Raw genomic sequence first — 23933 nt, 5'->3', positions numbered from 1 at the left:
TCAGTGGAAGGCCAGTTTCTCTTCAGTTCAGCCTCGCGTTGGTAACAAGCCTTATTCGGACGTGAAAGTAATATTCCAATTGAGAATACAGTTGACGAATAAACCTTCAATTGAGCGGTCTGCAACCCTTCGAAAGCGGATGCCAAGGTTAGTGAACCAGTAACAGCCTTAGATCATTGACGTTGGTGCCGGATGGTCCGGTCATCAACAAGGCATCGGCCTTTTCAAAGGCGCGATAGCTGTCATCGTTTTCCAGAAACTGGCGGGCCTGATCGGCGCCACCCATATTTGTCATGATGTCCGGCCACAGGAACGCGCCGGCATTGTCTTCCGACCCGTCGATACCATCGCTATCGGCTGCGAAGCCGCAAATATCCGGCTCGCCTGCAAGCGCCAAAGCACAGGCGAGCAGATAGGCGGTGCATCGGCCACCGCGACCATTGCGGTTGCGCAAGGTCACGGTCGCTTCACCACCCGATATCAGGGCTGCCTTGCGGCCGCTCGCCTTGATGGCTAGCGCTTGTGCAGCATGATCCCGTCCGAGTTCCAGTGCGTCCCCCTCCAGCGCGTCGCCAAGCATGATCGGCTCATAGCCCATCACTCTGACGGCTTCGGCCGCCGCCGCGCACATGTCGGCCGGCCTCGCGCAGAGTCCGGCGGTTGCGCGCTGCATCTTGGGATCGTCGGCTTTCGGTGTTTCCAGCGCTCCCGATGATAGTTGGCTTTTGATCGCTGGCGGGAGGGCGATGTCATATTTTGCCGCAATGGCCAGCGTGTCGGCACAGGTCGAGCGGTCCGCCACCGTTGGTCCCGATCCGATCATGGCGATATCGTCGCCGGGAATATCGGAAATGGCGATCATATGGGTTGCTGCGGGCCAGGCTCTCGCCGCTAGACGTCCGCCCTTGATCGCCGAGAGATGTTTGCGAACCATATTCATTTCGCCAATCGGTGCGCCACTGTGCAACAGAGATCGCGTGACCGCCTGCTTTTCCGCCAGCGATATGCCCGCAGCCGGAGCAGGGAGCAGCGCGCTGGCACCGCCCGACATCAGCACCAACAATAAATCATCTTCGCCTAGCGCGTCTGCCGCCTGCAATGCGGTTTGCGCCGCTTCCACACCGACGGAATCGGGGACCGGATGCGACGCCTCGACTATCTGCAAATTGTCAGGCGCAAATCCTGGCTGAACATAGCCATGCCGCGTAACGATCAGGCCATCGACATTCTCCGGCAGACGATCCAGAATAGCGGTAGCCATCTGCGTAGCCGCCTTGCCGATGGAAAGCAGATAGGTCCGTCCCGAAACCTCAGGCCATTGGACATCGCGCATGGCGTTGGCGGGCAGCGCGGGTTGCAGCGCCTGCAGATAGAGATTCTTTAAAAAAGCTTTTATTGAATCGGGATTTGTTGTTTGATGCACTGCACAATAAGGGCCCGATTGTTCCGCCGGGGTCAAGAAGATTTTCGGAGTGACAGAGCAGCCATGAATGATTCCGCCACTATCGACCATCTTCTGCATCGCCTGACGGCCCAGCTGGGTGTAGTTTATCCCGACCATGATTGCGACATATTGACGGAGCGCATCGTCGATCTGTTCTGGCCCGACAAGAGCAAGATGATCCCGCGATCACAAATCGCCGACAAGCATTTGTGGGACGAGAGTGATATCGCGATGATCACTTACGGTGGCACGATCCGGTCAGAGGGCGAGCGCCCGCTGCGGACATTGCACCGCTTTTTGAAACAGCATATCGGCCAGACGATCGGCGCTGTGCATATTCTGCCGTTCTTTCCCTATAGCTGTGATGACGGTTTCGGGGTGATCGACTATCTCACGGTCGATGAGGATCTGGGCGACTGGTCCGATATCGAAGCGATCGCCGGCGACTATCGCCTGATGGGCGATCTGGTGATCAATCACGGGTCAAGCAAATCTGTCTGGTTCCAGCAATTTCTGTCCGACGAGGCGCCTGGCAAGGATTATTATTATACCGCTGATCCCGCAGCCGATCTTGGGCAAGTGGTGCGTCCCCGCGCGCATCCCCTGCTGACGCCGTTCCGCACAGCTTCGGGAGAACGTTACGTCTGGAGCACATTCAGCACGGACCAGCTCGATTTCGATTTCACCAATCCCGAAGTGCTGATCGAATTTGTCAAGATTATCGCCGCCTATATCGACCATGGCGTGCGGATTTTCCGGCTCGATGCGGTCGCCTTCCTGTGGAAGAAAATCGGCACGCCCTCGATCAATCTCGACGAAACCCACGAGATTATCCGCCTGCTCCGTACCTTGATGGACCATCATGCCGAAACGCTGGTCATCATCACCGAAACCAATATCCCAAATCACGAGAATCTGACCTATTTTGGCAACCAGAACGAAGCGCATGTCATCTATAATTTCTCGCTGCCGCCGCTGCTGGTCCATGCGCTGCTGACCGGCAACGCGCTCTATCTGAAACGGTTGACCCGCAGCAATCCCCCGGCGCTGACCGGCTGCACCTATCTCAATTTCACCGCCAGCCATGACGGGATCGGGCTGCGTCCGACCGAAGGCGCCTTGCCGCAGGGCGAGGTCGACCAGATGCTGACCGCCATTCAAGGCTTTGGTGGAAGGGTTTCGATGCGGCGCGGGCCGGGCGGAACCGAAAAGCCCTATGAGATGAACATCTCGTTTTTCGAAGCGATGCAGGGAACGCTGGACGGGCCGGACGAGCATCAGATCGATCGTTTCATGGCAGCCATGGCGATCATGCTGGCGCTGGAGGGCATCCCGGCGATTTATATTCACAGCCTGCTGGCAACGCCAAACGGCTATGAAGAGGTCAACCGGACCGGCCACAACCGGTCGATTAACCGGCGCCAGCTGGATTATGATGAAATTTCCGCGAAACTGGCCGATCCGGAAACCGTCGAGGCCCAGGTATTTAGCCGTTTTCTCTCGCTGGTCGAAACCCGCAAGCAGCAGCAGGCCTTTCACCCCAATGCGGTGCAATTCACCCTGGCGCTGCCCGAAGGCCTATTCGGCATCTGGCGCCAGAGCCGGGAGCGGAAGCAGAGCATTTTCGCCATTACCAATGTGACGAAGGACGAGAAAATGCTGTCGCTGGCGGACATCAATCTGATCGCCGGTGACCAATGGTGGGACCTGATCTCCGGCCATATCATCACCGATATCGAGGGTGATTTCAGCCTGTCGCCCTATCGGACCGTCTGGTTCAGCAACGTCGCGCCCGACCCGGCCGAGTCTTCCCAGAGCTAGTCTTCGTTATCCAGCCGGACCGCTTCCTTGAACCGGTCGGTGAAATCCGGAATGGCGCTGTTGATCCGGTTCCAGTTCGCCATGAAGGGCGTCTCGTTCGGTGATTCCAGAAAGACTTCGCCCGCCGTCATGATATTTTGCGCAAACAGTTCGACCGTCGTTTCTTCCTCGTGCCGATCAAGAGTCAGGCCATTCATCACCGCATCATTGTAGAAAGTCTCGATCCTATCCAGCGCGATCCGGAAATAGGTCGCTTTCAGCGTGCGGAAGGTGCCGGCGGAAAAGACCTGCCCGTCGGTGGCGAGCTTGCGGAACAGCGACTTGGTGATGTCGATGCTCATTTTCGACAAACCGCCTTCGGGATTGTCATGCGAAACCGATTGGTGCTTGTGATCATAATTGTCGGCAATTTCGACCTGGCATATCGACTGGGTCGACTGGTTGCGCCAGACTTCGGACAATACGCCCACTTCCAGACCCCAGTCCGAGGGAATGCGGATATTCTTGACGACTTGTCGTCCCATCGCAAACTCTCCGGCAAGCGCGTAACGGAAACTGTTAAGGTAGGTGATATAGTCATTGGGATCGCAGACTTTTTTCAGCGCCGCCAGCAAGGGCCCGATCAGTAGACGCACCACACGACCGTTGAACTTTTCCTCCGTCGTCCGCGCATAATAGCCTTTGGAGAAGACATAGGGGAATGTCGGATTGGCCACCGGATACATCAGGCGCGCCAGGAGTTCCCGGTTGTAGGTCAAGATGTCGCAGTCATGCAGCCCCACCACCTGGGCGTTGGTGGCGGAGAGAAAATAGCCGAAGCAGAACCAGACGTTGCGGCCCTTGCCCGGTTCTGCCGGTGACAGGCCGCGCTCCTTCAGTTCTGCGTCGAGCGCAGTCAGCCGGGGGCCGCTGTTCCACAGGATATGATGGCGTTGCGGCAGGCGCGAGAAATATTGCTTCGCATATTCGAACTGCTCCTTGTCGGCGCGGTCCAGTCCGATGATGATATCATCCAGATAAGGCACTTCGCACAGTTCATCGACGATATTTTCGAGCGCGGGACCTTCGAGTTCCGAAAAGAGGCTGGGCAAGACCAGGGCCATGGGATTGGCCTTGCGGAACCCCATCAAGTCGGCTTCCAGCGATTCCACCGACCGGCCGGACAGATTATGAAGTGTCGAAATGCTACCGTTTTGATGAAAATCAGCCATATATGTCCTTCAGTATGAAGCGGCGAGCCTAATCAGCTTTGGCGCAGGTTTAAACCCAATTCTGCCAAAATTTCTGTCACAGCGATCACCCACCCCTGAGGCCCTGGCAAGGGAGCCGTGCGAACGTGAGGTTTCGCAGATATTATGGTCATGCCCTCGGGATTAGGCATGATCACGCCAAAGTCCGCCGCCTCGATCATAGCAAGATCATTGGGACCGTCCCCGAGAGCGATCGAGACTATCTCGAAATCGGGTTTCCGTTTGGCTATCGCCTTGACGATATAGTCCATCGCCTGTTCTTTGGTGGCGCGGCCGGTCAGATGATAAAATCGTCCACCGCGCTGAAGCTGGATATTGGCCTGTCCGACTATAGATTCCAAGGCAGCCAGTTCCTGATCTGAACCGGACCATAGAAAAGGTTCCGTTGCCTGGCGATCTTTGGCCCGTTTTGCATCGTCAAGGGATAGTCCGGTAGCCTCACCAACTTCTGCCACAGACATATCCGAAAACCCGCTTAAGTGCCGGCGAATAGGTAGGGGCAACTTTTGAATTTGGCTCAGAATCTCCTGATATTCTACTCCTAACGTAAGGATCTGCGATCTCTTGCCATCCTTCTGGAAATAGTCTTCTGGGCCATGAATGACCGATCCATTTTCCGTCACGCCAATCGAAAATGGAATGGGAACTTCTTGCTTCAACCAGAGCAATTCCCAAATTGTCTTGCTGGTTATCGGAACAACTTCCGCAATATCCCGGTCGCATAGCAGCTGGACAAGCTGATCAGCCGGTCGTGCTGAATAGCTCTTGTGATCCAGCAAGGTACCATCCAGATCGGTAAATATAACAGGATGGATAGATGGTTGTGGCATGATTGCCAGCGACATAGCATCTTGACCGTAGATGGAAAACGGGAATGTGGTTATAGTCCGTTGTTGCAGTGAGGGTGCGAGCAAATGGCGCAGGCGGAATGGTGAAGATGCCCGCGGACGCTCTATTCCGGATGTTCCGGTTCGGCCATCGAGATCGGTCAATCTGGTTGTAAAATCAGCAAATGCCATTGAGCGGTTGGACCAGCCTATACTGGCTTCGAAAAATGGCGGGCAGATAGAAATAAGATGTTCATCGGCTGGCGGACAGGGTGTCCTCCATGACATATGGTTAAATTATTGTTATATAATGATAATATTAAATTATCACTCAGTCGCTCTTACTTATGCTCTTATTCTATAAACTGGAATGCTTTCACGTGAGTGGTTGAGTTTGCCAATCGAACATCACTCATTTGCCATTATCTTGTATTCTAAAAGCAGCGTGTAGCATTGAGTGAATCCTTAACTTGCTCTCATTTTCGAGTATATCAGGCGAGATTAACGGCTCATCTATGTGAGAATAAATTAGCCTATCTCCAACTCCCACTTTGATGCCAACGGCACCGACCCGATATAAGATGGTTGCTAAGTGACGAGCGAACATACCATTATCGTTTTCACCTGAATCAACATAATTTTTGGCAGATTTATAGAGGGGGTCGAAGCTAACCTTTCCTTCAGAGTAAATGCTTAAAGCAAGATCGTCTAGACCACCGTCACAAAGCTCTTTTAAAGAGAATGCAATTTTCCGTTGCCGTCCAATAAAATCCAAAAGATGTTTTAGAGTTGGAAAACAACTTAGCCATTCTTGCTCCATTGCAGCTTTACGCTTTCTAGCAAATTCAACTTCGGCTTTATGTATATCGCTAACCAATATCTTCGACCGTCCATTTGCCGCATTAATACATTCATTAACAAATGCGATAATATCTCTAGGTCGCATCAATGTCCGCTCCAACATCCAATCAAAAGTTTTCCGCTGCGACACAGTTTCAGGAAAAACTTCGGCAAAGCCGATGCTTTCGTTGGTGTATTGCCGCTTAAAAAGCTCGATTAATCGCTTTTCGACGAGTGACATAAGCTCAGCTTTGTCCCAGAAAATATTTATAAAATAATCTTCAAATTTTTCGCGCTGAAAAGAGACTTCTGCCGTTTCGAGCACTACCCGCTCCAACACGTCAGTCCTCAATGCGACTAAAACTTTTAAACTGCGTATTTTTCTAAAAGAGCGCAATGTTTCGACTAAGGCGCGGATCATCCTAAACCTTACAGCCACATCAACCCAATTTTCGTCGAGTTTGTCTAAAAGTATGTAGTAATTCGTAACCGACCCTACCTCTTCAGAAAGCATTTCGATAACACCGTGCAAATCGGCTAGCTGTTGTGAGTTAATTATCTTCTTGGTTCTCGCAACAAGTTCCGTTTTTTGGCCATTGCTCAAACGCTGCTCGTATTGCCCCCCCGCTTTGAATTTTGATATTTCAGACCCGAATTCAGCCAACAATTGCTCTTCGACTGATTCTGTGATTTCTTTAATGTTAACGTCCATAGTTATCCAAAATTCGCCTTCCCACTTGCGAAGATATTCTACCGACCGTTTCTTTCGTTCATCTGTGAAATATTTTTCAACGAGACTGTTGAAGATTGTTTTCGATTTTTGAGCTGTTTTGACGTCGTATCGCAGTCTAATAAATTCTATGCATAAGACGTGCTTCCACAGAGTTTGAAAAAGCAAATTCAGATCGCCGCCGATCATATACACAAAGCGGAGCGCATCTGAATTGGCGACATAATCCATAGCCATTAACGATGGATCTATTTCAATATGGTAGTCATTTTCTTGCGCTATGCTTCGAAGTATTGCCGTCTTGCCCGCTCCGGTGCGCCCAGCAATTATCATTCCTGATGAATTGATATCCTTTGCCTCGACAAGCGCAGCATTTTCAACAAAGCATTTAAATAGGAAATCATCATCGCTTTCAGCATTACCGGAACCTATCGACATCCCCCTTTTGAGAACCACTGGATTTAGATCAACCTTGTTAGCCTTGTTTTTGTTCATACTACCCGCCCCCGGTGGATTCTTGTCAATATTACGCTCACTATAACCTAATGAAAATTTTATGCTATATTAGTCAGATGATTGAGACCAACAACAAATTGAAATTTAGTGCCAAATAGAGTGCATGTTATTTGACCTTTCTTGCGGAATTCACGATCTAGGCACTTAATTCGGTGAGCGTAACAATCGCCAAACGCACAGCATGAGATGAGGCATGACCAATGTTAGCGTAGCGGTTGTTCCTTGCGGTCGCTTTAGTCATTTAGCCAACGATCTAAGGTAATCATTGGCGTGTTTTTGCCCTCCGACACCAAAAAATGACATTTGCCTTGGCAAGCATAAATTCGGCAAATCGGGTGGCGGCCTAGCAATGAATAATCTCGCCCCTTGGTGGCGATAATATTAGGCAGATTGACTTTAAAAGTTTGCCCACATTGTCGGCAGCTAGCTTTGATATTCACCATCGCGTCAAGCATGTTTCCGATCGTCGTGTAGCTCTTGGGCAGAATCGGCCTGTTTCGCATTTTTCCCATCGGCACTTAGAGAACATAAAAAGAACGTGAAGGAAAGTGGCTTTTCGATAAAGCGCCTTTTCCTCAGAAGTTAAGGGTCACTTGTGCCTAATCCGAACATGTTAAAGGGCGCACGGGTCAAAACAAAAAATATTAGTCCGGTGACAAACGCCTGCGCCACGCCAGCAAAAATCCGTAATATCTTGTCGCATCTATTTCTAGGAAGGTGGCGGCTATGAATCGGAATAAGAAAAAGACAATGCGGAATTAAGCGCGGTTAATATGGTCTTCGGCAAACCGCTTTGAAAAGGAGGCGACTAACGCAGAATCATACTCTTGTTCAAATCACCAGTAGTACCTAAATAGAGAACTCATCAATCAGGGAAATGGATATGCCCACTACATTCAATGCCGGTGATATTGTCGAACTTAAATCAGGCGGACCTTACATGACAATCGAGAAGGTCAATGTTTCCGTGCATGGTGAGCGCGAAGTTAGCTACACATGCTCTTGGTTTGCTGGAGCAAAAGACAATCGCAAGGTATTTGCTGAAGCTGCTCTCAAAGCCGCTGACCTAGACTAATGACGCCGCAAGACGCTGCCCAGTGGATGCTGGCGCATTTGCAGAAGCGAAAATTCATAGATCAGGAGACGGCAGCTTGGCATTTTCTCAAACACGCTAAAGAGCTTAGTTACATGAATGATAACGGCAATCCCGCAATTGATAAGCGGGTGTTAACGGAATTTAGAAAGTTAATGCCGGACAACGTGGTTTGGTCAAGAAGCTCCCGTCATTGGCGTTTCCGTGAGAAACATGACAAACCGGGGCGAATGCAAAGCTAAAGTGCGGCGGCTCTATAGTCCGCCATGATTCTAACGCAAAGCATTGTTAGAAATAGCATAATCTAAACAGACGTTGCTCCGCTCTTACTTTCGTTATTATCGGAAAGCCCGTTGGCATAATTGGCCATCAAAACGCTGGAGCCAAGCTCCCGGCTGGCACGATTTATAAAACCAACTAACGTTTCACCACATCGGCGCTCGATATTGCCCACATTGCAGGACGCGCCTAGAAGCTCGCCAGCACCTTCACTATCGTAAAGACTCACCAAGACAGCCCGGCGCGGCCTTTTGCGCCGCTGCGTGCGCTCTAGTCGCTTCAGGCGCGTTAAAAGCATAGACCGGCTCACTTGCCGCCGCCCTGCGCTTCTAACGCCTCAATCCGTTGCTCTAGCTCGCTGCGCTCAATCATGCGCGAACTTAAATCCAAAATATATGCAAGCCGGGTAGCGGTCTGTGTTGTTATTTCTTCATTGCGAGCCGCGATAAACAGCCGCTTTAATTCCCGCCGACAATCGCGAACGGTTTCCAGCCTAAGCCTCATAGAAGCGGGTTTCTTAGCTGTAGGGGTAGGGGTCGTCTTCACAACAGCAGGGAGAGCCGGGGTTTCCGACGTACTCCAACCGCCATTATTCGTGTTTTCCGGGGTAGCAATAGGCCAAAGGTTAGACATTATCTGTTTCCATATCTTGGCCCGGTTGAATTGCAATCTGGTCCATCACGGCCCGCCGTGCGAGCTCTAATCCTGCAACGCGGTCACTTGCTGAATTGCTCTTTTTACGGCCTATCGCCAAAGCCCTGCCAGTTATTTCAGCCAGTATTTCAGCCGGGCTAACACTTACCAATTCAACCGGCTTGTTGGCTTCAGCTTTTTGTTTTGCCTGAAGTTCATTCCACAATTTGACACTTTGTCCGGGGATAGGAATGCCGCTGTCGCCTTCAGCAAAGTTTGAATAATCGTTTGTCATTTTAATATCTTTCGCAAAATGGCTGCCGCGCCAAGGTTACTCGCTGACGCAGCATTGGAATTTAAGAGAGAGCATATGATTCAATAATGCTGTCCCACATTTTGGCTTTTTCATCGTGCACCTTAGTGCCTTGGTAAGAAGCTTTGAAAGCGGGGAGCAATTGCTTTGCAGCCGCATCAAGGCGGGTTTCAGCCAGCTTAATAGATTTTAGGTTGGCAACCTGGTCTTCAGCATATTTGGCATCATAACGGACCTGCAAGCCAGCCTGTTGCTCAATAGTAAGGCCGCTCACATAATGCGGGCCGTTCAACAAAGCCGCCATTGTCCGCTTATCACCGCGCTGCAAAGCCGCTTCCGCTTCAGTTATCCGATCGCCATCGGTTTGTTTTGCAAAAGCTGCAGAGATTGACGTTGCCCACATTCCATCTTGCTCTAGTCCGCGTGCCTTTTCCAATTCGCGCAAAGCCGCGTTACGGCTATTGCCAATTGAATTGCGAGCATCCTCTAGTTGCTTCAAAAGCCTCTTTTCCACTTTGTCGGCAAGTTCAACAATGCGAGCATCGTTATCGGATTGCGTCCGCCTAACATCGGGATTAACGCGAATATTGTTAATGTCGCCAAACATAATCCGGGCGTCGCCGAGGAACTGGCGCACGCTGCCAAGGCCGGTATCAGTTTTAGCTTCGTCTTCGTTGATCCAAAGCTCGTTAAACGCATCGGCAACTTCAATTGCAGGTTTTGATATCGGGTCCGGCAACGGCGTTGGATAGCCAGCCCGGACAACTTGAGATTGTAAGTTATTATCAGTTTCAAATGACATTGTACTAATTCCTTTATCTATTACTTTGTTTGATTGGGTTTTAATGGCTTTAATGGTAAGATTAAAACCTATAACCCGTAGAAAAACTGACTTAAATACTACATTTTTAACGTTTTAACGTTTTAATGATAAGCATAATGTCGGTTTAAATTCGCTAATCAGATTTGATATTTTCTCCTTTTTCCTATTTCAGCGTTAAAACGTTAAATCCGTTAAAACTGTCGGAAAACGAGGATTCTAGCGTTAAAATCTGCACTAAAACCTCGCTAAAACTTAGTCAGGGTCCCGCCAGAATTGCTTTAGGGTCCGAAACAACAAATGCGCGGGGATGCTTGCCAAACATTTCAACCATTTGTTTTTGCGAGACTTCGCGAATTATATCGCTTTCGAGTAGCGATTTAATGGTGCGAATAACCGCATCACGCGGCCCTATTCTATCATTCTTGAATGCTGCCGTTGGCGAAAGCCGCTGTTGAATGTGAGCAAAGCTAATGACGCCGCCCCGGTGCATAATTTCATCGCCATGATATTTAGAGCAATCCAGCCAAGACCTTGACATATAATCGCGGATAACCCGGACGACTTCAGCCTGTTGCTTATTTTGATTGCCGCCTAGCTCGCCAACTTCTCCGCGTTCAAACTTGGCTAGGACGCCTTCAGTTTGAGCCATCACCATATTCATTGCCCACACAAAGTCAGCTTCGTTTATGATGGGATTTAGATAGTTGTTTCCAACTGCCCGAAGAGCAGCAAGCTTCAGTGTTTTCAAATGGGCGCGGTTCCATAAATGCCGATTAACTTCAGCCGTTGCGTCGTTAATGTTTCGGGTGGCAAATGATGACATTCCCCGCGATAGCTCTTGCGCGGGGCCATCAAGTTTAACATCAGTCACGCGCCCAATGTGGGCAGACTGAAGGCACTGCGTAGCTAAATCAGCGACCGCCTGTTGCAGCTTAGGCCACGGCTCCTTTAATGCATTTTCATTAAGCTCGCCGCGTTTGCTGCCAGCATGAAACATTAACCAGCGCGGCAAAAATCCGTTGGCAATGTCGCTTTCGCCAAGGTTTTCAAATAGCGTTTCGGGCGTCGTATCGCCAAGAATCGACAGGGCAGGGGATTTGGCTGCAATCGTATTCTTGTCTCGGTCGCTATGCTCTTGCCCCTGTAATATGCTGCCAGCGCCACTTTTGCCGTAAATGTCGAGAAGTCCCGCCATCATGGCAACCTTAGCCGGATTGGCATTGCGAGCCGTCATGGCCTTAATCTTATATCCAGCTTCACCGAAAAACAGCAGCCCGCATGGGTTGACGGCGAGCCGCTTTAGTAATGCCTCAATTGATACGGGATTGCCGCCTAGAAAGTCATAAACAGCCGGGACACTGGCAGAGACCGCTTGCACCAGCTTTGTTATGCCGCCCGGAGCGCCCTCTTTGCCAATACCAGTTTGGCCAATAATAAGGACGTACTGGTTTAATCCTGTGCCAGAAACATTGTAAGCGCCGCCAGTTAAGCCAGCCATGAAAGCAACAGCGCCAGCTAACGCAACATTTATTTCACCTATTGGCGCAGAATTGTAAATGAAGTTACCGATATCGCTTAGTAATCCGGTTCCGAAGGCAGTCTCTTTGTGATCCACAGGGCAGTTAATGCTATTTAGTTTTTGATTTTGCTCTTGATCCGCTCCTTGCTCATGCTCCGCACCCTGCATCATGCCGGGACGGAAGCTTATGTTTTCCATAATCTTAATTCGCTTCGATATTCTGGCGAGCTTCAACGAATTTGGCTTCAATAAATTCGTTCAATTCACGTTCTAAAACGACTGTTTTTTTAGGGAAAAGCTTGATTGGCGTGAGAACGCCAGATTTAAAAAGAGCGTAAATTGAGCTTCTTTTTAACGAAGTCCGCCTTTCTATTTCTGGCATATCTAAACAGCGCGGCGGCTGAATGTTGTTATCAATCTCAATGATCATGGCACGTGTCCTCGCGGTTGCGCTCGCTACGAACTTTAAACGTGCAACGAGCTTGTGAACGCCCGCCGCCCCATCAGGGCTTCTCCTTCCTTGCCGTCACTCACCCGCCATCTAACGGCCTTGCGGAACTGGCATTACCAGTGATGAGCCTCGCGCAGAAATGCTGCTGGACCTTTTTTAGGTGCATAGAATCCCATATGCAACTATAAATGTCGAAATATGCAAATAAAAATACGGAATGGCAGATTTACTAGTGTACTTATAATCTGGTTATAAGAAATACTTTATTTAATAAGCCAGTTTAATTGCCAGCTTTATTGCCAACTAAAAATTCAGACCATGATTTTATGATAGATGTTCGGATTTCAAACAGGTTAGATTGTTGATAAGCCGCTTCGACTTTGTTTGGATTAGCGTGGGCCAAGCATAGCTCTAAAGCTTCAGGCGCAAAGTTGGTATTGTCAGCTCCCCACATTCTAAAGCTTGACCGAAAGCCATGCGCTGTGACGCCATCGCGAATTGAATGAAGGGTTTTGTTGACCGCAACGTCACTTAATAGGCCGCCGCTAGCACCGGGAAACACCCGGTTTGTTGAAGGATGTTTGCGCCCGGCCATAATATTCAATACCGCCAGAGCTTCAGCCGACAAGGGAATGCTATGTTCTTTGCGGGCTTTCATCCGCTCCGCTGGCACTGTCCATATTGCCGCGTCCCGATCAATTTCATCCCATACGCAACCCCGCGCCTCGCCAGACCTTGCGGCTGTCAATATCGACCAGCGCAATAGCAGGGCGCTAGTGCTGTCCCGCTCGCATAACTGCGCGTAAATGGCTGGCACTTCTGCCCAAGGGGCGGCTGCATGATGCTTTATGCTGTCAGGGTCGCGTGGTTCTAATTTGAATGAAGCCGCTGGATTATAGCGGTGCGGCTCGTTTTCTTCTTTAGCCGCTTCATCAAGAATTACCTTAACCCTTTGGCGAACTCGCTTTTGAGTTTCCGGCAATTCAGCCAGTGCGGTTTGAGTAAGAACGCTTTGAATGTCGCGGTAGGTTATATCAGCGGGCCGCTTGTCGCCAAGTTTGGGATAAACCCATTTAGCCAGTGTTGAAGGCCACTGATTAACAGCCTTTTGATTGCGCGGCTTTCCTTTGCGCTTAGTTGTGCGAAGCAAACCAATATAATGTTCAGCCGAAGCTTTAAAAGTAAGAGCGCCGGGGTCATGCCTTGGCTTTAAGATTGAACGCGGGTCATCGCCATTGCGAATTGCAGCCCGCATATTGTCCGCATATTCGCGAGCTTCAGCTAATCCGCGTTCTCTAGTGCCAGCTTTTCCTAAGCCAATCTCAGCAACTTTGCCTTCAGATTGATAGCGAAAAACCCAACTTCTAGCCCCTGTGGGCTTTACCCGTAAAATAAGATTAGGAGCCGCAGAATAAGAACCAGCTAAAACCGTATCTATTTGCCGTGCTGTAGTTACTTTTTTACCCGCCATAGCCAAGCTTTCCCGCCATAAATGCGCCAGCAAATAGCCGCCGCTCCGTTCTTACTTTCAATCTTATAACGGTGCGTAAATCAATGCAATCCCATGCGAACCCATGCGAACGCAAAGCTAGCCGTAAGCCGCAGAAAAGCATACTTTATGGAATGGATAACGGCGGAAATAGGTGGGTAGTTGGCGGACAGGGTGGGATTCGAACCCACGGAGAGCTTGCACCCTCGGCGGTTTTCAAGACCGCTGCATTCGACCACTCTGCCACCTGTCCGCATAGCCATCAAGGCCTGGTCGCACGCGTCCTAGCGCTCCGGATTTAAAAGCGCAAAACATTTTGTAAGTGACTAGAACTTTGAAGTGAATTTCCGGCCTCTGGCGGCTTTCGCGGCGAGCGGTTGCCTCTGCGGGTTATTTAGGGATTCCCCTAGGACTAGCTTTGTGCGACAACGCGACGACGAAAGGGAAGTTTTTCATGCGTATAACGACCGCTATAGCTTGCGGCGCTATTGCACTTTTTAGTGCCAGCGTTGCAACACCGATGGACTCTGCCGAAGCACAAAGTAACTCCAGTTTTGAATCCTATCTCCAGCAAGTACGTCAAAAGGCACTTCAGGAAGGTGTGCGTGCGCAGACCTTGGATCAGGTTCTCCCGGGACTGACCTATAATCCTAGAGTTATCCAGTTGGACCAGTCCCAGCCTGGTGGCAGCACGGACAGCGCGATACCGCCTTTCGCTCCCTATCAAAAGCGCCACATCACTAGCCAGCGGATTGCGAACGGGAAGGCGGCCTATCGCCGTCTGATGGGCAAGCTTGTCGATGTTGAACGTGAAACCGGCGTGCCGGGTCCGATTATCATGGCTATTTATGGTAAAGAGACAAACTACGGCTCCTATATGGGTGATTTCGATATCCCGCGCTCCCTGGCAACTCTCGCCTATGAAGGAAGGCGACGCAGCCTTTTTGAACCTGAGCTGCTCGCGGTTTTGAAGTTGATTGACGGCGGTGTGCCTCAATCTGCTCTCAAGGGAAGCTGGGCAGGGGCCATGGGCATGCCGCAATTTCTGCCCTCGGTTTATTTGCGATTGGCGAAAGATGGCAGTGGTGATGGATATGCCGATATCTGGACCAGCGAATATGATGCAGTCGCTTCGATTGCCAATTATTTTGTCAACTCGGGTTGGCGGCGGGGTGAGCCTTGGGGCATCGCCGTCAACGTTCCTTCTTCGCTCGATCGCGCTTCGATAGAAAGCAAGATTGTCCCGACCCGTTGTCCGCGCGTGTTTAATCGCCATAGTCAATGGAAAACCGTGTCGGAATGGCAGAGACTTGGTGTTGTCCCTGCAACCGGAAACCGTCTCGACGAAAGCGTGATGGCAACTTTGCTGGAACCCGATGGACCGGCCAGCAGGGCGTATTTATTGACTGGCAATTATCGCGTCATTCTGGACTATAATTGTTCAAATTTTTACGGACTAGCAGTGGGGTTATTAGCGGATGAAATACGCAGTTAAACTTGGAATTCTCTCGACGGCAACTCTGGCCGTTGCGGGTTGTAGCGGATCTCGTGATTTTGGCAATTTTCCGGATGGCTCACCCCCTCCTGTCGGCGTAGGTGTGCCGACCGGTGCAACGGTCGTTTCCGACTATCCGCAAAAAATTGGTGAGCCCTATCAGGTCAGTGGAAAAACCTACACGCCGGAGGATGTGCCTAGCTACGACGAAGTCGGCTATGCGAGTTGGTACGGCGAAGAACTGTCTGGCAATCAGACAGCCAATGGCGAAACGTTCAATCCCCAAGGCATCTCGGCGGCGCACAAGACTCTGCCCCTTCCTTCCTATGTAGAGGTCACCTCTTTGGACACAGGGCGGACGATCTTGGTCAGGGTCAACGATAGGGGCCCATTTGCAAATGATCGACTGATCGACCTTTCCCACGGGGCTGCAAAACAGTTAGGTATAGATCAGCGTGGCACCGCAGGTGTCCGCGTGCGCAAAGTTAACCCCAACGAACAGGAGCGTGCAGTATTGCGCGCGGGCGCACCTGCGACCGAACGGATCGGCACGCCGGATTCACTCCTTTCAATATTGCGGAAAAATCTGGCCAAGCTTCCGCAGCCTGTGGCTCCGATTCGGCAGATCGCTGCGCCAGCCTACACTTCACCAGATCGCCCGCCTTCAACGTCGCAAGGTGCGGAGAAACGCGACGGCCGTTTCATAATTGAAGGCGGCGGACGTCCAGTTGCGGTCGACAATAATGTCGGAAAAAATTATGTCGGCGGCTTGCCTGGTTCCTATGTTGTCCAAGTCGCCGCTTTCAGCGAAAGATCACGGGCAGATACTCTGGCCAAAAAGATCGGGGCCAAGGTTATGGCTGATGGAAGCAGATCCATTTGGCGAGTGCGATATGGTCCCTATATGAGTGAAAAAGATGCACAAGCAGGACTGGCACAGGCTCAACAGCGCGGGTATAGTGGAGCTCGAATCTTGCGGGCGGACAAATAGCTGTTTTACCGCTAAACAATGATCGGGATTGCTAGCATAAATGAAAAAATATCTTTTGGCATCGTTGCCTTTCGTCGCCCTTTCGTCCGTTGTTTTAGCGGCACCCAGTTTTGATACCGATGCACCCATTGCGTATATGACCGATTTGTCCTCGGGAGCCGTGCTGTTCGAGAAAAATGCAGATAAACAGATTCCTCCCGCTTCAATGGCGAAGATGATGACCGTATATGTTGCATTCGATCTGATCAACAAGGGCAAGCTCAAGCTAGATGACAAGTTTCGCGTCAATGAGGAAACCTGGAAGAAGTGGAACAATCGAGGTTCTACGATGTTCCTAGGCGTTGGCGATCAGGTCAGCGTAAGCGATTTGCTACATGGCATCGTGACCCTGTCCGGCAATGACGCTTGCGTCGTTCTTGCCGAAGGCATTGCGGGTACGGAACAGGCCTTTGTCGGACTGATGAACAAGCACGCCAAGGAACTCGGCATGTCAAAAAGCCGCTTCGGCAATAGTAACGGCTGGCCAGATGAAGGCCAGACCATGGTTACTGCCCGGGACTTGGCCAATTTGGGTTCGGCGACTGTAACCAATTTTCCGAAACTATATGATGATTTCTATGGCCAGGACGAATTTGCCTGGAATGGTATCACGCAATCGAACCGCAATCCCCTAATGGGGAAAGTGGCCGGATCCGACGGGCTGAAAACCGGTCATACGGAAGAAGCAGGCTATGGCTTTACCGGTTCGGCCGAACAGAAAGGCCGACGCTTGGTGTCGGTACTCGCCGGGCTTGACAGTTTTGGCGGGCGGATTGAGGAATCTGTAAAATTTATGAATTGGGGATTCAACGCTTGGGAACCCAAGAAGCTATTCGCCAAGGGTACCACAATCCAGAATGCCGAAGTGCAATTGGGTAGCAGTTCCACCGTATCCCTTGTCGCAGCCAAAGATCTCTTTGCAACGATACCGAAAGCTTCGGATGGAAAAATCTCGATGAAGGTAGCCTATAACGGACCGATCAAGGCGCCAATCGTCAAAGGTCAACCTATCGCAACATTGATTGTCACCACAGCAGATGCTGGCCGGCAGTCAGTGCCTCTCGTCGCAGGCGAAGATGTTGGCGAGGCCGGTTTTTTCAACCGGGTCTGGGCCGGGTTTAAATCTTTGGTAGGAGTGGCATGAATAAGAAAATTGGCCGGTTTATAAGCTTGGAAGGTGGGGAGGGGGCTGGGAAGTCCACTCAGGCCAAAGCACTCGCCTTTGCCTTGGAGGCAAAGGGATATGCGGTTACGCTGACACGGGAGCCAGGCGGTACTGTAAGCGCGGAAATTATTCGCGACCTGCTTTTGAGCGGTGCTGAGGAAAAATGGCATATTCGCACAGAGGCCCTGCTGTTTGCCGCATCACGCGCAGAGCATTGCGCAAAGCTGATCCGGCCCGCACTCGCCCGGGGAGAGTGGGTGATTAGCGACCGCTTTGTTGACAGTAACCGCGCCTATCAGACGGTGAGCGGCGAACTTACCGACGACGACATTCTCGATTTGCACCGTATCGGAAGCGGTGACCTTATGCCCGACAGGACGTTCATTCTTGATGTTCCCGAAGCAGTGTCGGCCAAAAGAGCGGCGGCAAGAGATCGGGGCGGCAGCGACCGTATCGGACGCAGAAACAGCGAATATCACCGGGCCGTGATGACAAGCTTCCGCAAAATGGCAGCAAATTCTCGTGAGCGGATAAAACTGATTGATGCTGCGCAGGCGCCGAACATCGTCACAGATACCCTCATCGCCAATATGAGTGATTTGATGCTATGATGACATGACGTCATTTCTGGGTCACGATAAACTTCGGCAGACATTCTGTCAGTCCCTTGCCAAGGGCAAGCTTCACCATGCTTGGATTTTGGCCGGAGATAAAGGTCTTGGCAAGGCTGGTTTTGCGCAGCAAGCCGCACATTTTCTTCTTAATTCCCGCAACGAGCCCAGCGATTTCTCCCATTCTCAGGATGATGAGGCAGGGCACCTTCTTGCTGCGGGATCCCATCCGGATTTTCGGTTGCTTCGCCGTGGTGCAAAGGGCGACAAAGAAGAGAAGAAGGCGAGGGACAACGGGCTTGATTCGCTGGAAGAACACGAACTGGCACGCAATATAAAGGTCGACCAGATACGCGCCTTGCAGCCATTGTTTCAAAATCAGGCGTCGATATCCGAATATCGCGTCGTGGTTATCGACGCCGCCGATGATCTGGAACGAGCTGGAGCCAATGCGATTCTGAAAAACCTTGAAGAACCACCAAAAAATACGATATTCTTCCTGATCAGCCATATGCCTGACCGGCTACTGCCGACCATCCGTTCGCGTTGCCAGATGCTGCGATTCGATCCACTCAGCGACGCGGATATGCGTATTATTTTGAAGGATGCCGGGCCGACATTAACCGAAACCGATATCGAGGCCCTTGTCGTCGCCGGAGAAGGCTCGCCGGGCCGCGCTTTGCAATATATCGAGGTTGGGCTGGCGGAACTTGAAGGTATTGCCCGTCAAATCATCAGGACCGGTGATCGCGACAATAAATTGAAGAGCGAACTTGCTCGGAAATTGTCGTTGAAGGCTGCAACTCCCCGCTATCGCGCCTTTCTCGAACGGGTTCCCAGCCTGATCGCCGAGCAGATAAAATCGGTGGAAGGATCCTGTTCGATACAGACTATCGAAAAATGGCGGGAAGCCGACGATTTGGCCAGTGCTGCGTTGCCGAAAGCGCTGGATAATCAGGCTGTCATATTCCGCCTTGGCAGTCTGATGGGAGAACTTGCTCCCGCCGGCCGCGTAAAATAGAGATTTTGGCTGTTTACAACGGCCGCCAATCCATCAAGAGAGATGGTTATGTCCAAACCATTTTATATTACCACCGCGATCAGCTATCCCAATGGTCGTCCGCACATTGGCCACGCCTATGAGGCGATTGCCGCCGATGCCATCGCCAGATTTTATCGCTTGAGTGGTCGCGATGTCCGCTTGATCACCGGAACCGACGAGCATGGCCTGAAAATGGTCCAGACTGCCCGGGAAGCAGGTGTCGATACTATAAAGCTTGCGGACGAAATGTCCTCCTACTTCATAGAGATGTGCAGCAAACTTAATATCGGTCATGACGGATTTCGTCGCACCAGTGAACCCGCCCATCATGAAGCCAGCAAGGCCTTGTGGAAAGCAATGGAAGCCAACGGCGATCTCTATCTCGACCGCTATGAGGGGTGGTACTCGGTACGGGACGAAGCTTTTTATGCAGAGGACGAACTGGAGACAGGCGAGGGCGGTGAAAAACTTTCGCCACAGGGAACACCTGTCGTATGGACGGCCGAAGAAACATGGTTCTTCAAACTGTCCAAATATCAGGATAAATTACAGACGCTTTATGCTGAGCATCCAGAATTCATCGAACCTGAAAGCCGCCGTAATGAAGTCATGCGCTTTGTTGAAGGCGGACTAAGGGATCTCAGTGTTTCGCGGACCAGTTTTGACTGGGGAGTCCCTGTGCCTGGGTCGCCGGGGCATATCATGTATGTCTGGGTCGATGCGCTGACGACCTATATGACGGGCGTCGGCTATCCGGACACCGAGGGGATGTTTGCCAAATATTGGCCGGCGGACCTGCACCTTATCGGAAAAGATATTGTCCGCTTTCACGCCGTTTACTGGCCCGCCTTCCTCATGAGTGCCGGTTTGCCGCTGCCAAAACAGGTCTTCGGACATGGTTTTCTGCTCAATCGTGGTGAGAAAATGTCGAAATCGGTCGGCAATGTTGTTGATCCAATGCAATTGGCGGAACAGTTCGGTGTTGATCAGCTGCGCTATTTCCTTCTCTCCGATGTGGTGTTCGGCAAGGACGGGACCTATTCGGCGGATGCGATTGTCACTAAGACCAACGCCGATCTGGCGAATAATTTCGGTAATCTGGCCCAGCGCAGCTTGTCGATGATTGGCAAAAATTGTGATGGCAAGGTTCCTGCGCCGGGAGAACCGACAGCAGCCGAGGAAGAGCTGCTCGCCCAATTGGATCAGTGTTTTATCGACATCAATGCAGCAATGACCGGCGGTCTGTTCAAGATCGACACAGCGCTTGATACTATCCGCGAACGGTTGAGCGCGACCAACACCTATTTTGCCGATCAAGCACCGTGGGCCTTGCGGAAGACCGATCCTGCAAGAGCCGATACAGTGCTTTATTATACCGCTGAAGCAATCCGGCAATTGGCGATCATGCTCCGCTGGGCGATACCGGAAAGCTGTGACCGGATGCTCGATTTGCTGGCGCAGCCCGCTGACGCAAGGGATTTTGAGCATCTCACTACAGCTATTGTGCCGGGGGTAGCTTTGCCCGCACCCCAAGGAATTTTTCCGCGCCTAGACCTGCCCGTATCGGAAACGGAGGCTTGAGATGTTGGTCGATAGCCACTGCCATCTGAACTACAAAGGTTTGATCGAGGAGCAAGGTGCGGTTCTTGAACGCGCGCGCCAAAGCGGAGTCACCGCCATGCTCAATATATCTACCCGCGAAAGCGAATGGCGCGACATAGTCGCGACAGCCGAGCGAGAAAAAGACGTCTGGGCAAGCATCGGCATCCATCCGCACGAAGCCGATGGTCATCCCGATGTCGATCTTGCCAAACTGGTCGAAGAAGCGACACACCCTAGGGTCGTTGCCATAGGAGAGACGGGTCTCGACTATTATTACGAGCACAGCGACCGCGAGCGCCAGAAACAAAGCTTCCGCACCCATATTCACGCGGCGCGCGAAACCGGATTGCCGATCATCGTCCATACCCGCGATGCTGAGGCCGACACGGCTGAAATAATGGCCGAAGAAATGGAGCAGGGTGCCTATTCGGGTGTCATCCATTGTTTCACTGCAAGCGACGATTTTGCGCAAAAGGCCTTGGCGCTTGGGCTATATATTTCGATTTCTGGTATCGTGACCTTCAAAAATGCCAAAGATCTGAAGGAAACGGCAGCCAAGTTGCCTGCTGATCGCTTGCTGGTCGAAACCGATGCGCCCTTCCTTGCTCCGGTCCCGCATCGAGGAAAAACAGGGGAGCCTGCTTTTGTCGCCGATACGGCTCGGTATCTGGCGGAACTGCGAGACGAGGAATATGGTGAGCTTTGCGAGACCACCGGCCAGAATTTCTATAAGCTATTCTCCAAGGCGCGACCCTGAATGTGGCTTTAAAGCTCACGATATTAGGATGCGGAACATCTTCAGGGGTACCGCGTATCGGTAGCGATTGGGGTGATTGTGACCCTGATGAACCGAAAAACCGGCGAAGCCGCGTATCGATTTTGGTGGAAAGTCCGACTACCCGGATATTGGTCGATACATCGCCCGATTTGCGCAACCAGTTTCTCGATAATGGTATCGACCGGATAGAAGCGGTTATCTGGACACATGATCATGCCGATCATTGTCACGGAATTGATGATTTACGGGCAGTTTTCCAGAACACGCGTGAACCGATCCCCGCCTATGCACGACCATATGCGCTTGAAAGTTTGAAACATCGTTTCGCCTATGCATTTGAGGGACACAAATATTATCCGTCCATTTGTGACGGTATTGCTCTAGAGGGCGCCGTCGAGATCGGTGATATTTCGCTTCGTTATGTTGACCAGCCTCACGGCGGAATTACCTCGGCGGGGCTTCGCTTCGAGCATAAAGGGAAATCTATCTGCTACGCCACGGATTTTGGCGAGGTGACGGCTGAAATGCGCGATTTATATCGGGATTGCGATCTGCTTGTCGTAGACGCCTTGCGAGACAAGCCACATCCGACGCACGCACATTTGGAGATGTCTTTGGATCTCATTGAGGAACTGCGCCCCGAATTGAGTTTGCTGACACATATGGACAATTCCATGGACTATAACCATCTTGTTACCATATTGCCGGATCATATCCGGCCCGCTTATGATGGCTATACGAAAGAAATCTGACCGTTGACCGAAGATCAAAATATCAATCTTGTGTTTGCGATAGGCGCGCTGGTGTTGGTAGCAAGTGCATTATTTTCGCGGCGAATGGGTTTCGGAGAGATCGTTCGGACGGCCTTGGCCTGGGTCGCCATATTTGCGGTCTTCATCATTGGGTTTTCTTACCAGAATGAAATATTTGCGGTCTGGAATCGGGTATCCGGCGAAGTTACTCGCGCAAATGAGCAATTTGTCGATGGTGATATGTTGCGTATCCGTCAGTCAGCCGACGGTCATTTCTGGGTAAATGCCACGGTCAACGAACTACCGGTACGGTTCTTGATCGACAGCGGAGCAACCACAACGGCAATGACATTGCAAACTGCCAGAGATGCGGGGATTGAAATAAGTGAAAGCCCTTTTCCGGTCGTGCTGACGACAGCGAATGGAACGGTCAGCGCACAAAGAGGAACAATTCAGGCGCTTCAAATTGGTTCGATGGTCGCACGGGAATTGCCGGTTGTTGTTGCTGAAGAATTCGGTGATTCCAATGTTATTGGTATGAACTTTCTGTCAAAGTTGCGAAGTTGGCGCGTAGAAGGGACGGAAATGGTGTTGGAACCGCAGGATAGTCGCACTGCCGGATGATCATTAATTTAACATAATATATATTATCAACCTTATTGATAGATTAGAACGGATGCACAATTGATCGATCCCCTGCTAGAAATCATGCGGCGTTTGCGCGATCCGGACAGCGGTTGTGAATGGGACAAGGTGCAGACCTTCAAGACGATCGCGCCTTACACGATCGAGGAAGCATATGAAGTTGCCGATGCCATCGAACGCGATGATATGTTGGCGCTGAAAGATGAATTAGGCGATCTTCTGTTACAGGTTGTTTTCCACAGCCAGATTGCTTCCGATGCGGACCAGTTTGATTTCAATGATGTGGTCGAGACAATCTGCGACAAGATGATCCGCCGCCATCCGCATATCTTTGGCGCAGCCGATGAAAGCCCGGGATGGGAACAGATCAAGGCCGGCGAACGGGAACGAAACGGACAGTCCAGCGCGCTGGATGGTGTCGCCCTTGCCCTGCCCGCTTTGTTACGGGCCCAGAAAATCCAGAAACGGGCAGCCCGTGTCGGGTTTGACTGGCCCGACAAGGCACCGGTGAAGGACAAGTTGCTCGAAGAGCTGGACGAGGTCACGGCCGCCACTAACGAAGAAGAAGTGCACGAGGAAATCGGCGATCTGCTGTTTTCCGCGGTCAATCTTGCCCGTCACTACAAGGTCGATGCGGAACGTGCCCTCGCCGATGCCACAACGAAATTCACGAAAAGATTCAACGAGGTAGAATCCAGTCTTACCAAAGATATGCAGGATATGTCGATCGAAGAACTGGAAGTAGAATGGCAGAAAGCCAAGGCAAAGCTAGCCGCGAGCTGATC

The 23933-nt window shown here is 51.2% G+C and carries 23 protein-coding genes, 1 tRNA gene and 1 pseudogene; 14 read left to right on the top strand and 11 right to left on the bottom strand.

Annotated elements, in window-relative coordinates; all coding sequences use genetic code 11:
- Positions 1–148 precede the first annotated feature (148 nt).
- Complete coding sequence (locus AAC060_RS07015; RefSeq protein ID WP_339824328.1) at positions 149–1522, bottom strand: glycerate kinase; 1374 nt, start codon at positions 1520–1522, stop codon at positions 149–151.
- Between AAC060_RS07015 and AAC060_RS07010 the strand changes: the two genes are divergently transcribed.
- The gene (locus tag AAC060_RS07010; RefSeq protein WP_339824326.1) at positions 1487–3265 is read left to right on the top strand and encodes a sugar phosphorylase; all 1779 of its coding nucleotides are present in this window, start codon (positions 1487–1489) and stop codon (positions 3263–3265) included. The genes AAC060_RS07015 and AAC060_RS07010 overlap by 36 nt on opposite strands.
- Here the strand turns inward: AAC060_RS07010 and AAC060_RS07005 are convergent.
- From AAC060_RS07005 to AAC060_RS06995, 3 genes are all read right to left on the bottom strand, one after another.
- On the bottom strand, positions 3262–4476 hold the full coding sequence (locus AAC060_RS07005; protein ID WP_339824324.1) for a hypothetical protein: 1215 nt from the start codon (positions 4474–4476) through the stop codon (positions 3262–3264). The two genes, AAC060_RS07010 and AAC060_RS07005, sit on opposite strands and share 4 nt — an antisense overlap.
- A 32-nt stretch (positions 4477–4508) precedes the next feature.
- Positions 4509–5345, bottom strand: a complete 837-nt coding sequence (locus AAC060_RS07000) for an HAD-IIB family hydrolase (protein ID WP_339824738.1) — start codon at positions 5343–5345, stop codon at positions 4509–4511.
- 409 nt (positions 5346–5754) lie between these two features.
- Positions 5755–7407: a DNA repair ATPase gene (locus AAC060_RS06995; protein ID WP_339824322.1), complete on the bottom strand. Its 1653-nt coding sequence runs from the start codon at positions 7405–7407 to the stop codon at positions 5755–5757.
- 904 nt (positions 7408–8311) lie between these two features.
- Between AAC060_RS06995 and AAC060_RS06990 the strand changes: the two genes are divergently transcribed.
- Positions 8312–8503: a DUF2158 domain-containing protein gene (locus AAC060_RS06990; RefSeq protein WP_339824320.1), complete on the top strand. Its 192-nt coding sequence runs from the start codon at positions 8312–8314 to the stop codon at positions 8501–8503.
- A complete protein-coding gene (locus AAC060_RS06985) occupies positions 8503–8763 on the top strand; it encodes a hypothetical protein (protein ID WP_339824319.1) in 261 nt (86 codons plus the stop codon). Before AAC060_RS06990 ends, AAC060_RS06985 begins: the two co-directional genes overlap by 1 nt.
- A 343-nt stretch (positions 8764–9106) precedes the next feature.
- On the opposite strand, the gene AAC060_RS06980 is transcribed toward AAC060_RS06985, so the two are convergent.
- From AAC060_RS06980 to AAC060_RS06950, 7 genes are all read right to left on the bottom strand, one after another.
- Complete coding sequence (locus AAC060_RS06980) at positions 9107–9433, bottom strand: hypothetical protein (RefSeq protein ID WP_339824318.1); 327 nt, start codon at positions 9431–9433, stop codon at positions 9107–9109.
- Complete coding sequence (locus AAC060_RS06975) at positions 9426–9728, bottom strand: hypothetical protein (RefSeq protein ID WP_339824316.1); 303 nt, start codon at positions 9726–9728, stop codon at positions 9426–9428. The genes AAC060_RS06980 and AAC060_RS06975 overlap by 8 nt, the downstream gene beginning before the upstream one ends.
- A gap of 61 nt (positions 9729–9789) precedes the next feature.
- Positions 9790–10548, bottom strand: a complete 759-nt coding sequence (locus tag AAC060_RS06970; RefSeq protein WP_339824314.1) for a hypothetical protein — start codon at positions 10546–10548, stop codon at positions 9790–9792.
- Between the two features lie 277 nt (positions 10549–10825).
- On the bottom strand, positions 10826–12286 hold the full coding sequence (locus AAC060_RS06965; RefSeq protein WP_339824313.1) for a hypothetical protein: 1461 nt from the start codon (positions 12284–12286) through the stop codon (positions 10826–10828).
- A 4-nt stretch (positions 12287–12290) separates the two neighbouring features.
- Complete coding sequence (locus tag AAC060_RS06960) at positions 12291–12518, bottom strand: AlpA family phage regulatory protein (RefSeq protein ID WP_339824311.1); 228 nt, start codon at positions 12516–12518, stop codon at positions 12291–12293.
- 301 nt (positions 12519–12819) lie between these two features.
- Positions 12820–14010: an integrase arm-type DNA-binding domain-containing protein gene (locus AAC060_RS06955; RefSeq protein ID WP_339824310.1), complete on the bottom strand. Its 1191-nt coding sequence runs from the start codon at positions 14008–14010 to the stop codon at positions 12820–12822.
- A gap of 181 nt (positions 14011–14191) precedes the next feature.
- Positions 14192–14281, bottom strand: a tRNA-Ser gene (locus AAC060_RS06950).
- A gap of 267 nt (positions 14282–14548) precedes the next feature.
- On the opposite strand from AAC060_RS06950, the gene AAC060_RS06945 reads away from it, so the two are divergent.
- The 11 genes and pseudogenes from AAC060_RS06945 (at position 14549) to mazG (ending at position 23931) form a co-directional block, all read left to right on the top strand.
- The gene (locus AAC060_RS06945; RefSeq protein WP_339824736.1) at positions 14549–15523 is read left to right on the top strand and encodes a lytic murein transglycosylase; all 975 of its coding nucleotides are present in this window, start codon (positions 14549–14551) and stop codon (positions 15521–15523) included.
- Positions 15507–16514: a septal ring lytic transglycosylase RlpA family protein gene (locus AAC060_RS06940; protein ID WP_339824309.1), complete on the top strand. Its 1008-nt coding sequence runs from the start codon at positions 15507–15509 to the stop codon at positions 16512–16514. The genes AAC060_RS06945 and AAC060_RS06940 overlap by 17 nt, the downstream gene beginning before the upstream one ends.
- A 40-nt stretch (positions 16515–16554) precedes the next feature.
- On the top strand, positions 16555–17697 hold the full coding sequence (locus AAC060_RS06935; protein WP_339824307.1) for a D-alanyl-D-alanine carboxypeptidase family protein: 1143 nt from the start codon (positions 16555–16557) through the stop codon (positions 17695–17697).
- A complete protein-coding gene (tmk, locus tag AAC060_RS06930) occupies positions 17694–18329 on the top strand; it encodes a dTMP kinase (protein ID WP_339824305.1) in 636 nt (211 codons plus the stop codon). The genes AAC060_RS06935 and tmk overlap by 4 nt, the downstream gene beginning before the upstream one ends.
- Positions 18330–18333: 4 nt before the next feature.
- Positions 18334–18843, top strand: a pseudogene (locus tag AAC060_RS06925) (DNA polymerase III subunit delta'); the annotation flags it as partial.
- 72 nt (positions 18844–18915) lie between these two features.
- Positions 18916–19350: a hypothetical protein gene (locus AAC060_RS06920; protein ID WP_339824749.1), complete on the top strand. Its 435-nt coding sequence runs from the start codon at positions 18916–18918 to the stop codon at positions 19348–19350.
- A gap of 48 nt (positions 19351–19398) precedes the next feature.
- Positions 19399–20952, top strand: a complete 1554-nt coding sequence (gene metG, locus AAC060_RS06915; protein WP_339824303.1) for a methionine--tRNA ligase — start codon at positions 19399–19401, stop codon at positions 20950–20952.
- 1 nt (position 20953) lies between these two features.
- Positions 20954–21730 carry a TatD family hydrolase gene (locus AAC060_RS06910; RefSeq protein WP_339824302.1) on the top strand — a complete coding sequence of 259 codons (777 nt, stop codon included), beginning with the start codon at positions 20954–20956 and terminating at the stop codon, positions 21728–21730.
- A 2-nt stretch (positions 21731–21732) separates the two neighbouring features.
- Positions 21733–22503: an MBL fold metallo-hydrolase gene (locus tag AAC060_RS06905; protein WP_339824301.1), complete on the top strand. Its 771-nt coding sequence runs from the start codon at positions 21733–21735 to the stop codon at positions 22501–22503.
- Positions 22504–22506: 3 nt separating this feature from the next.
- Positions 22507–23127, top strand: a complete 621-nt coding sequence (locus AAC060_RS06900; protein ID WP_339824300.1) for a TIGR02281 family clan AA aspartic protease — start codon at positions 22507–22509, stop codon at positions 23125–23127.
- Between the two features lie 60 nt (positions 23128–23187).
- Positions 23188–23931, top strand: a complete 744-nt coding sequence (gene mazG / locus AAC060_RS06895) for a nucleoside triphosphate pyrophosphohydrolase (protein ID WP_339824299.1) — start codon at positions 23188–23190, stop codon at positions 23929–23931.
- Positions 23932–23933: the final 2 nt, after the last annotated feature.

It is taken from the genome of uncultured Parasphingorhabdus sp. (genome assembly GCF_963975555.1).
GTDB lineage: Bacteria > Pseudomonadota > Alphaproteobacteria > Sphingomonadales > Sphingomonadaceae > Parasphingorhabdus.
The sequence above is the reverse complement of the archived record's forward strand: the minus strand, read 5'-3'. Positions and strand labels throughout refer to the sequence as shown.

Coding starts and splice junctions, on each gene's coding strand:
- AAC060_RS07005 (WP_339824324.1), bottom strand. CDS start 4,476: ATGGCTGATTTTCATCAAAACGGTAGCATTTCGACACTTCATAATCTG.
- AAC060_RS06910 (WP_339824302.1), top strand. CDS start 20,954: ATGTTGGTCGATAGCCACTGCCATCTGAACTACAAAGGTTTGATCGAG.
- AAC060_RS06965 (WP_339824313.1), bottom strand. CDS start 12,286: ATGGAAAACATAAGCTTCCGTCCCGGCATGATGCAGGGTGCGGAGCAT.
- AAC060_RS06995 (WP_339824322.1), bottom strand. CDS start 7,407: ATGAACAAAAACAAGGCTAACAAGGTTGATCTAAATCCAGTGGTTCTC.
- AAC060_RS07010 (WP_339824326.1), top strand. CDS start 1,487: ATGAATGATTCCGCCACTATCGACCATCTTCTGCATCGCCTGACGGCC.
- metG (WP_339824303.1), top strand. CDS start 19,399: ATGTCCAAACCATTTTATATTACCACCGCGATCAGCTATCCCAATGGT.
- AAC060_RS06990 (WP_339824320.1), top strand. CDS start 8,312: ATGCCCACTACATTCAATGCCGGTGATATTGTCGAACTTAAATCAGGC.
- AAC060_RS06985 (WP_339824319.1), top strand. CDS start 8,503: ATGACGCCGCAAGACGCTGCCCAGTGGATGCTGGCGCATTTGCAGAAG.
- AAC060_RS06940 (WP_339824309.1), top strand. CDS start 15,507: ATGAAATACGCAGTTAAACTTGGAATTCTCTCGACGGCAACTCTGGCC.
- AAC060_RS06980 (WP_339824318.1), bottom strand. CDS start 9,433: ATGTCTAACCTTTGGCCTATTGCTACCCCGGAAAACACGAATAATGGC.
- AAC060_RS07000 (WP_339824738.1), bottom strand. CDS start 5,345: ATGCCACAACCATCTATCCATCCTGTTATATTTACCGATCTGGATGGT.
- AAC060_RS06945 (WP_339824736.1), top strand. CDS start 14,549: ATGGACTCTGCCGAAGCACAAAGTAACTCCAGTTTTGAATCCTATCTC.
- AAC060_RS06955 (WP_339824310.1), bottom strand. CDS start 14,010: ATGGCGGGTAAAAAAGTAACTACAGCACGGCAAATAGATACGGTTTTA.
- AAC060_RS06975 (WP_339824316.1), bottom strand. CDS start 9,728: ATGACAAACGATTATTCAAACTTTGCTGAAGGCGACAGCGGCATTCCT.
- AAC060_RS06970 (WP_339824314.1), bottom strand. CDS start 10,548: ATGTCATTTGAAACTGATAATAACTTACAATCTCAAGTTGTCCGGGCT.
- AAC060_RS06935 (WP_339824307.1), top strand. CDS start 16,555: ATGAAAAAATATCTTTTGGCATCGTTGCCTTTCGTCGCCCTTTCGTCC.
- tmk (WP_339824305.1), top strand. CDS start 17,694: ATGAATAAGAAAATTGGCCGGTTTATAAGCTTGGAAGGTGGGGAGGGG.
- AAC060_RS06960 (WP_339824311.1), bottom strand. CDS start 12,518: ATGATCATTGAGATTGATAACAACATTCAGCCGCCGCGCTGTTTAGAT.
- AAC060_RS06920 (WP_339824749.1), top strand. CDS start 18,916: ATGCGTATTATTTTGAAGGATGCCGGGCCGACATTAACCGAAACCGAT.
- AAC060_RS07015 (WP_339824328.1), bottom strand. CDS start 1,522: ATGCAGAAGATGGTCGATAGTGGCGGAATCATTCATGGCTGCTCTGTC.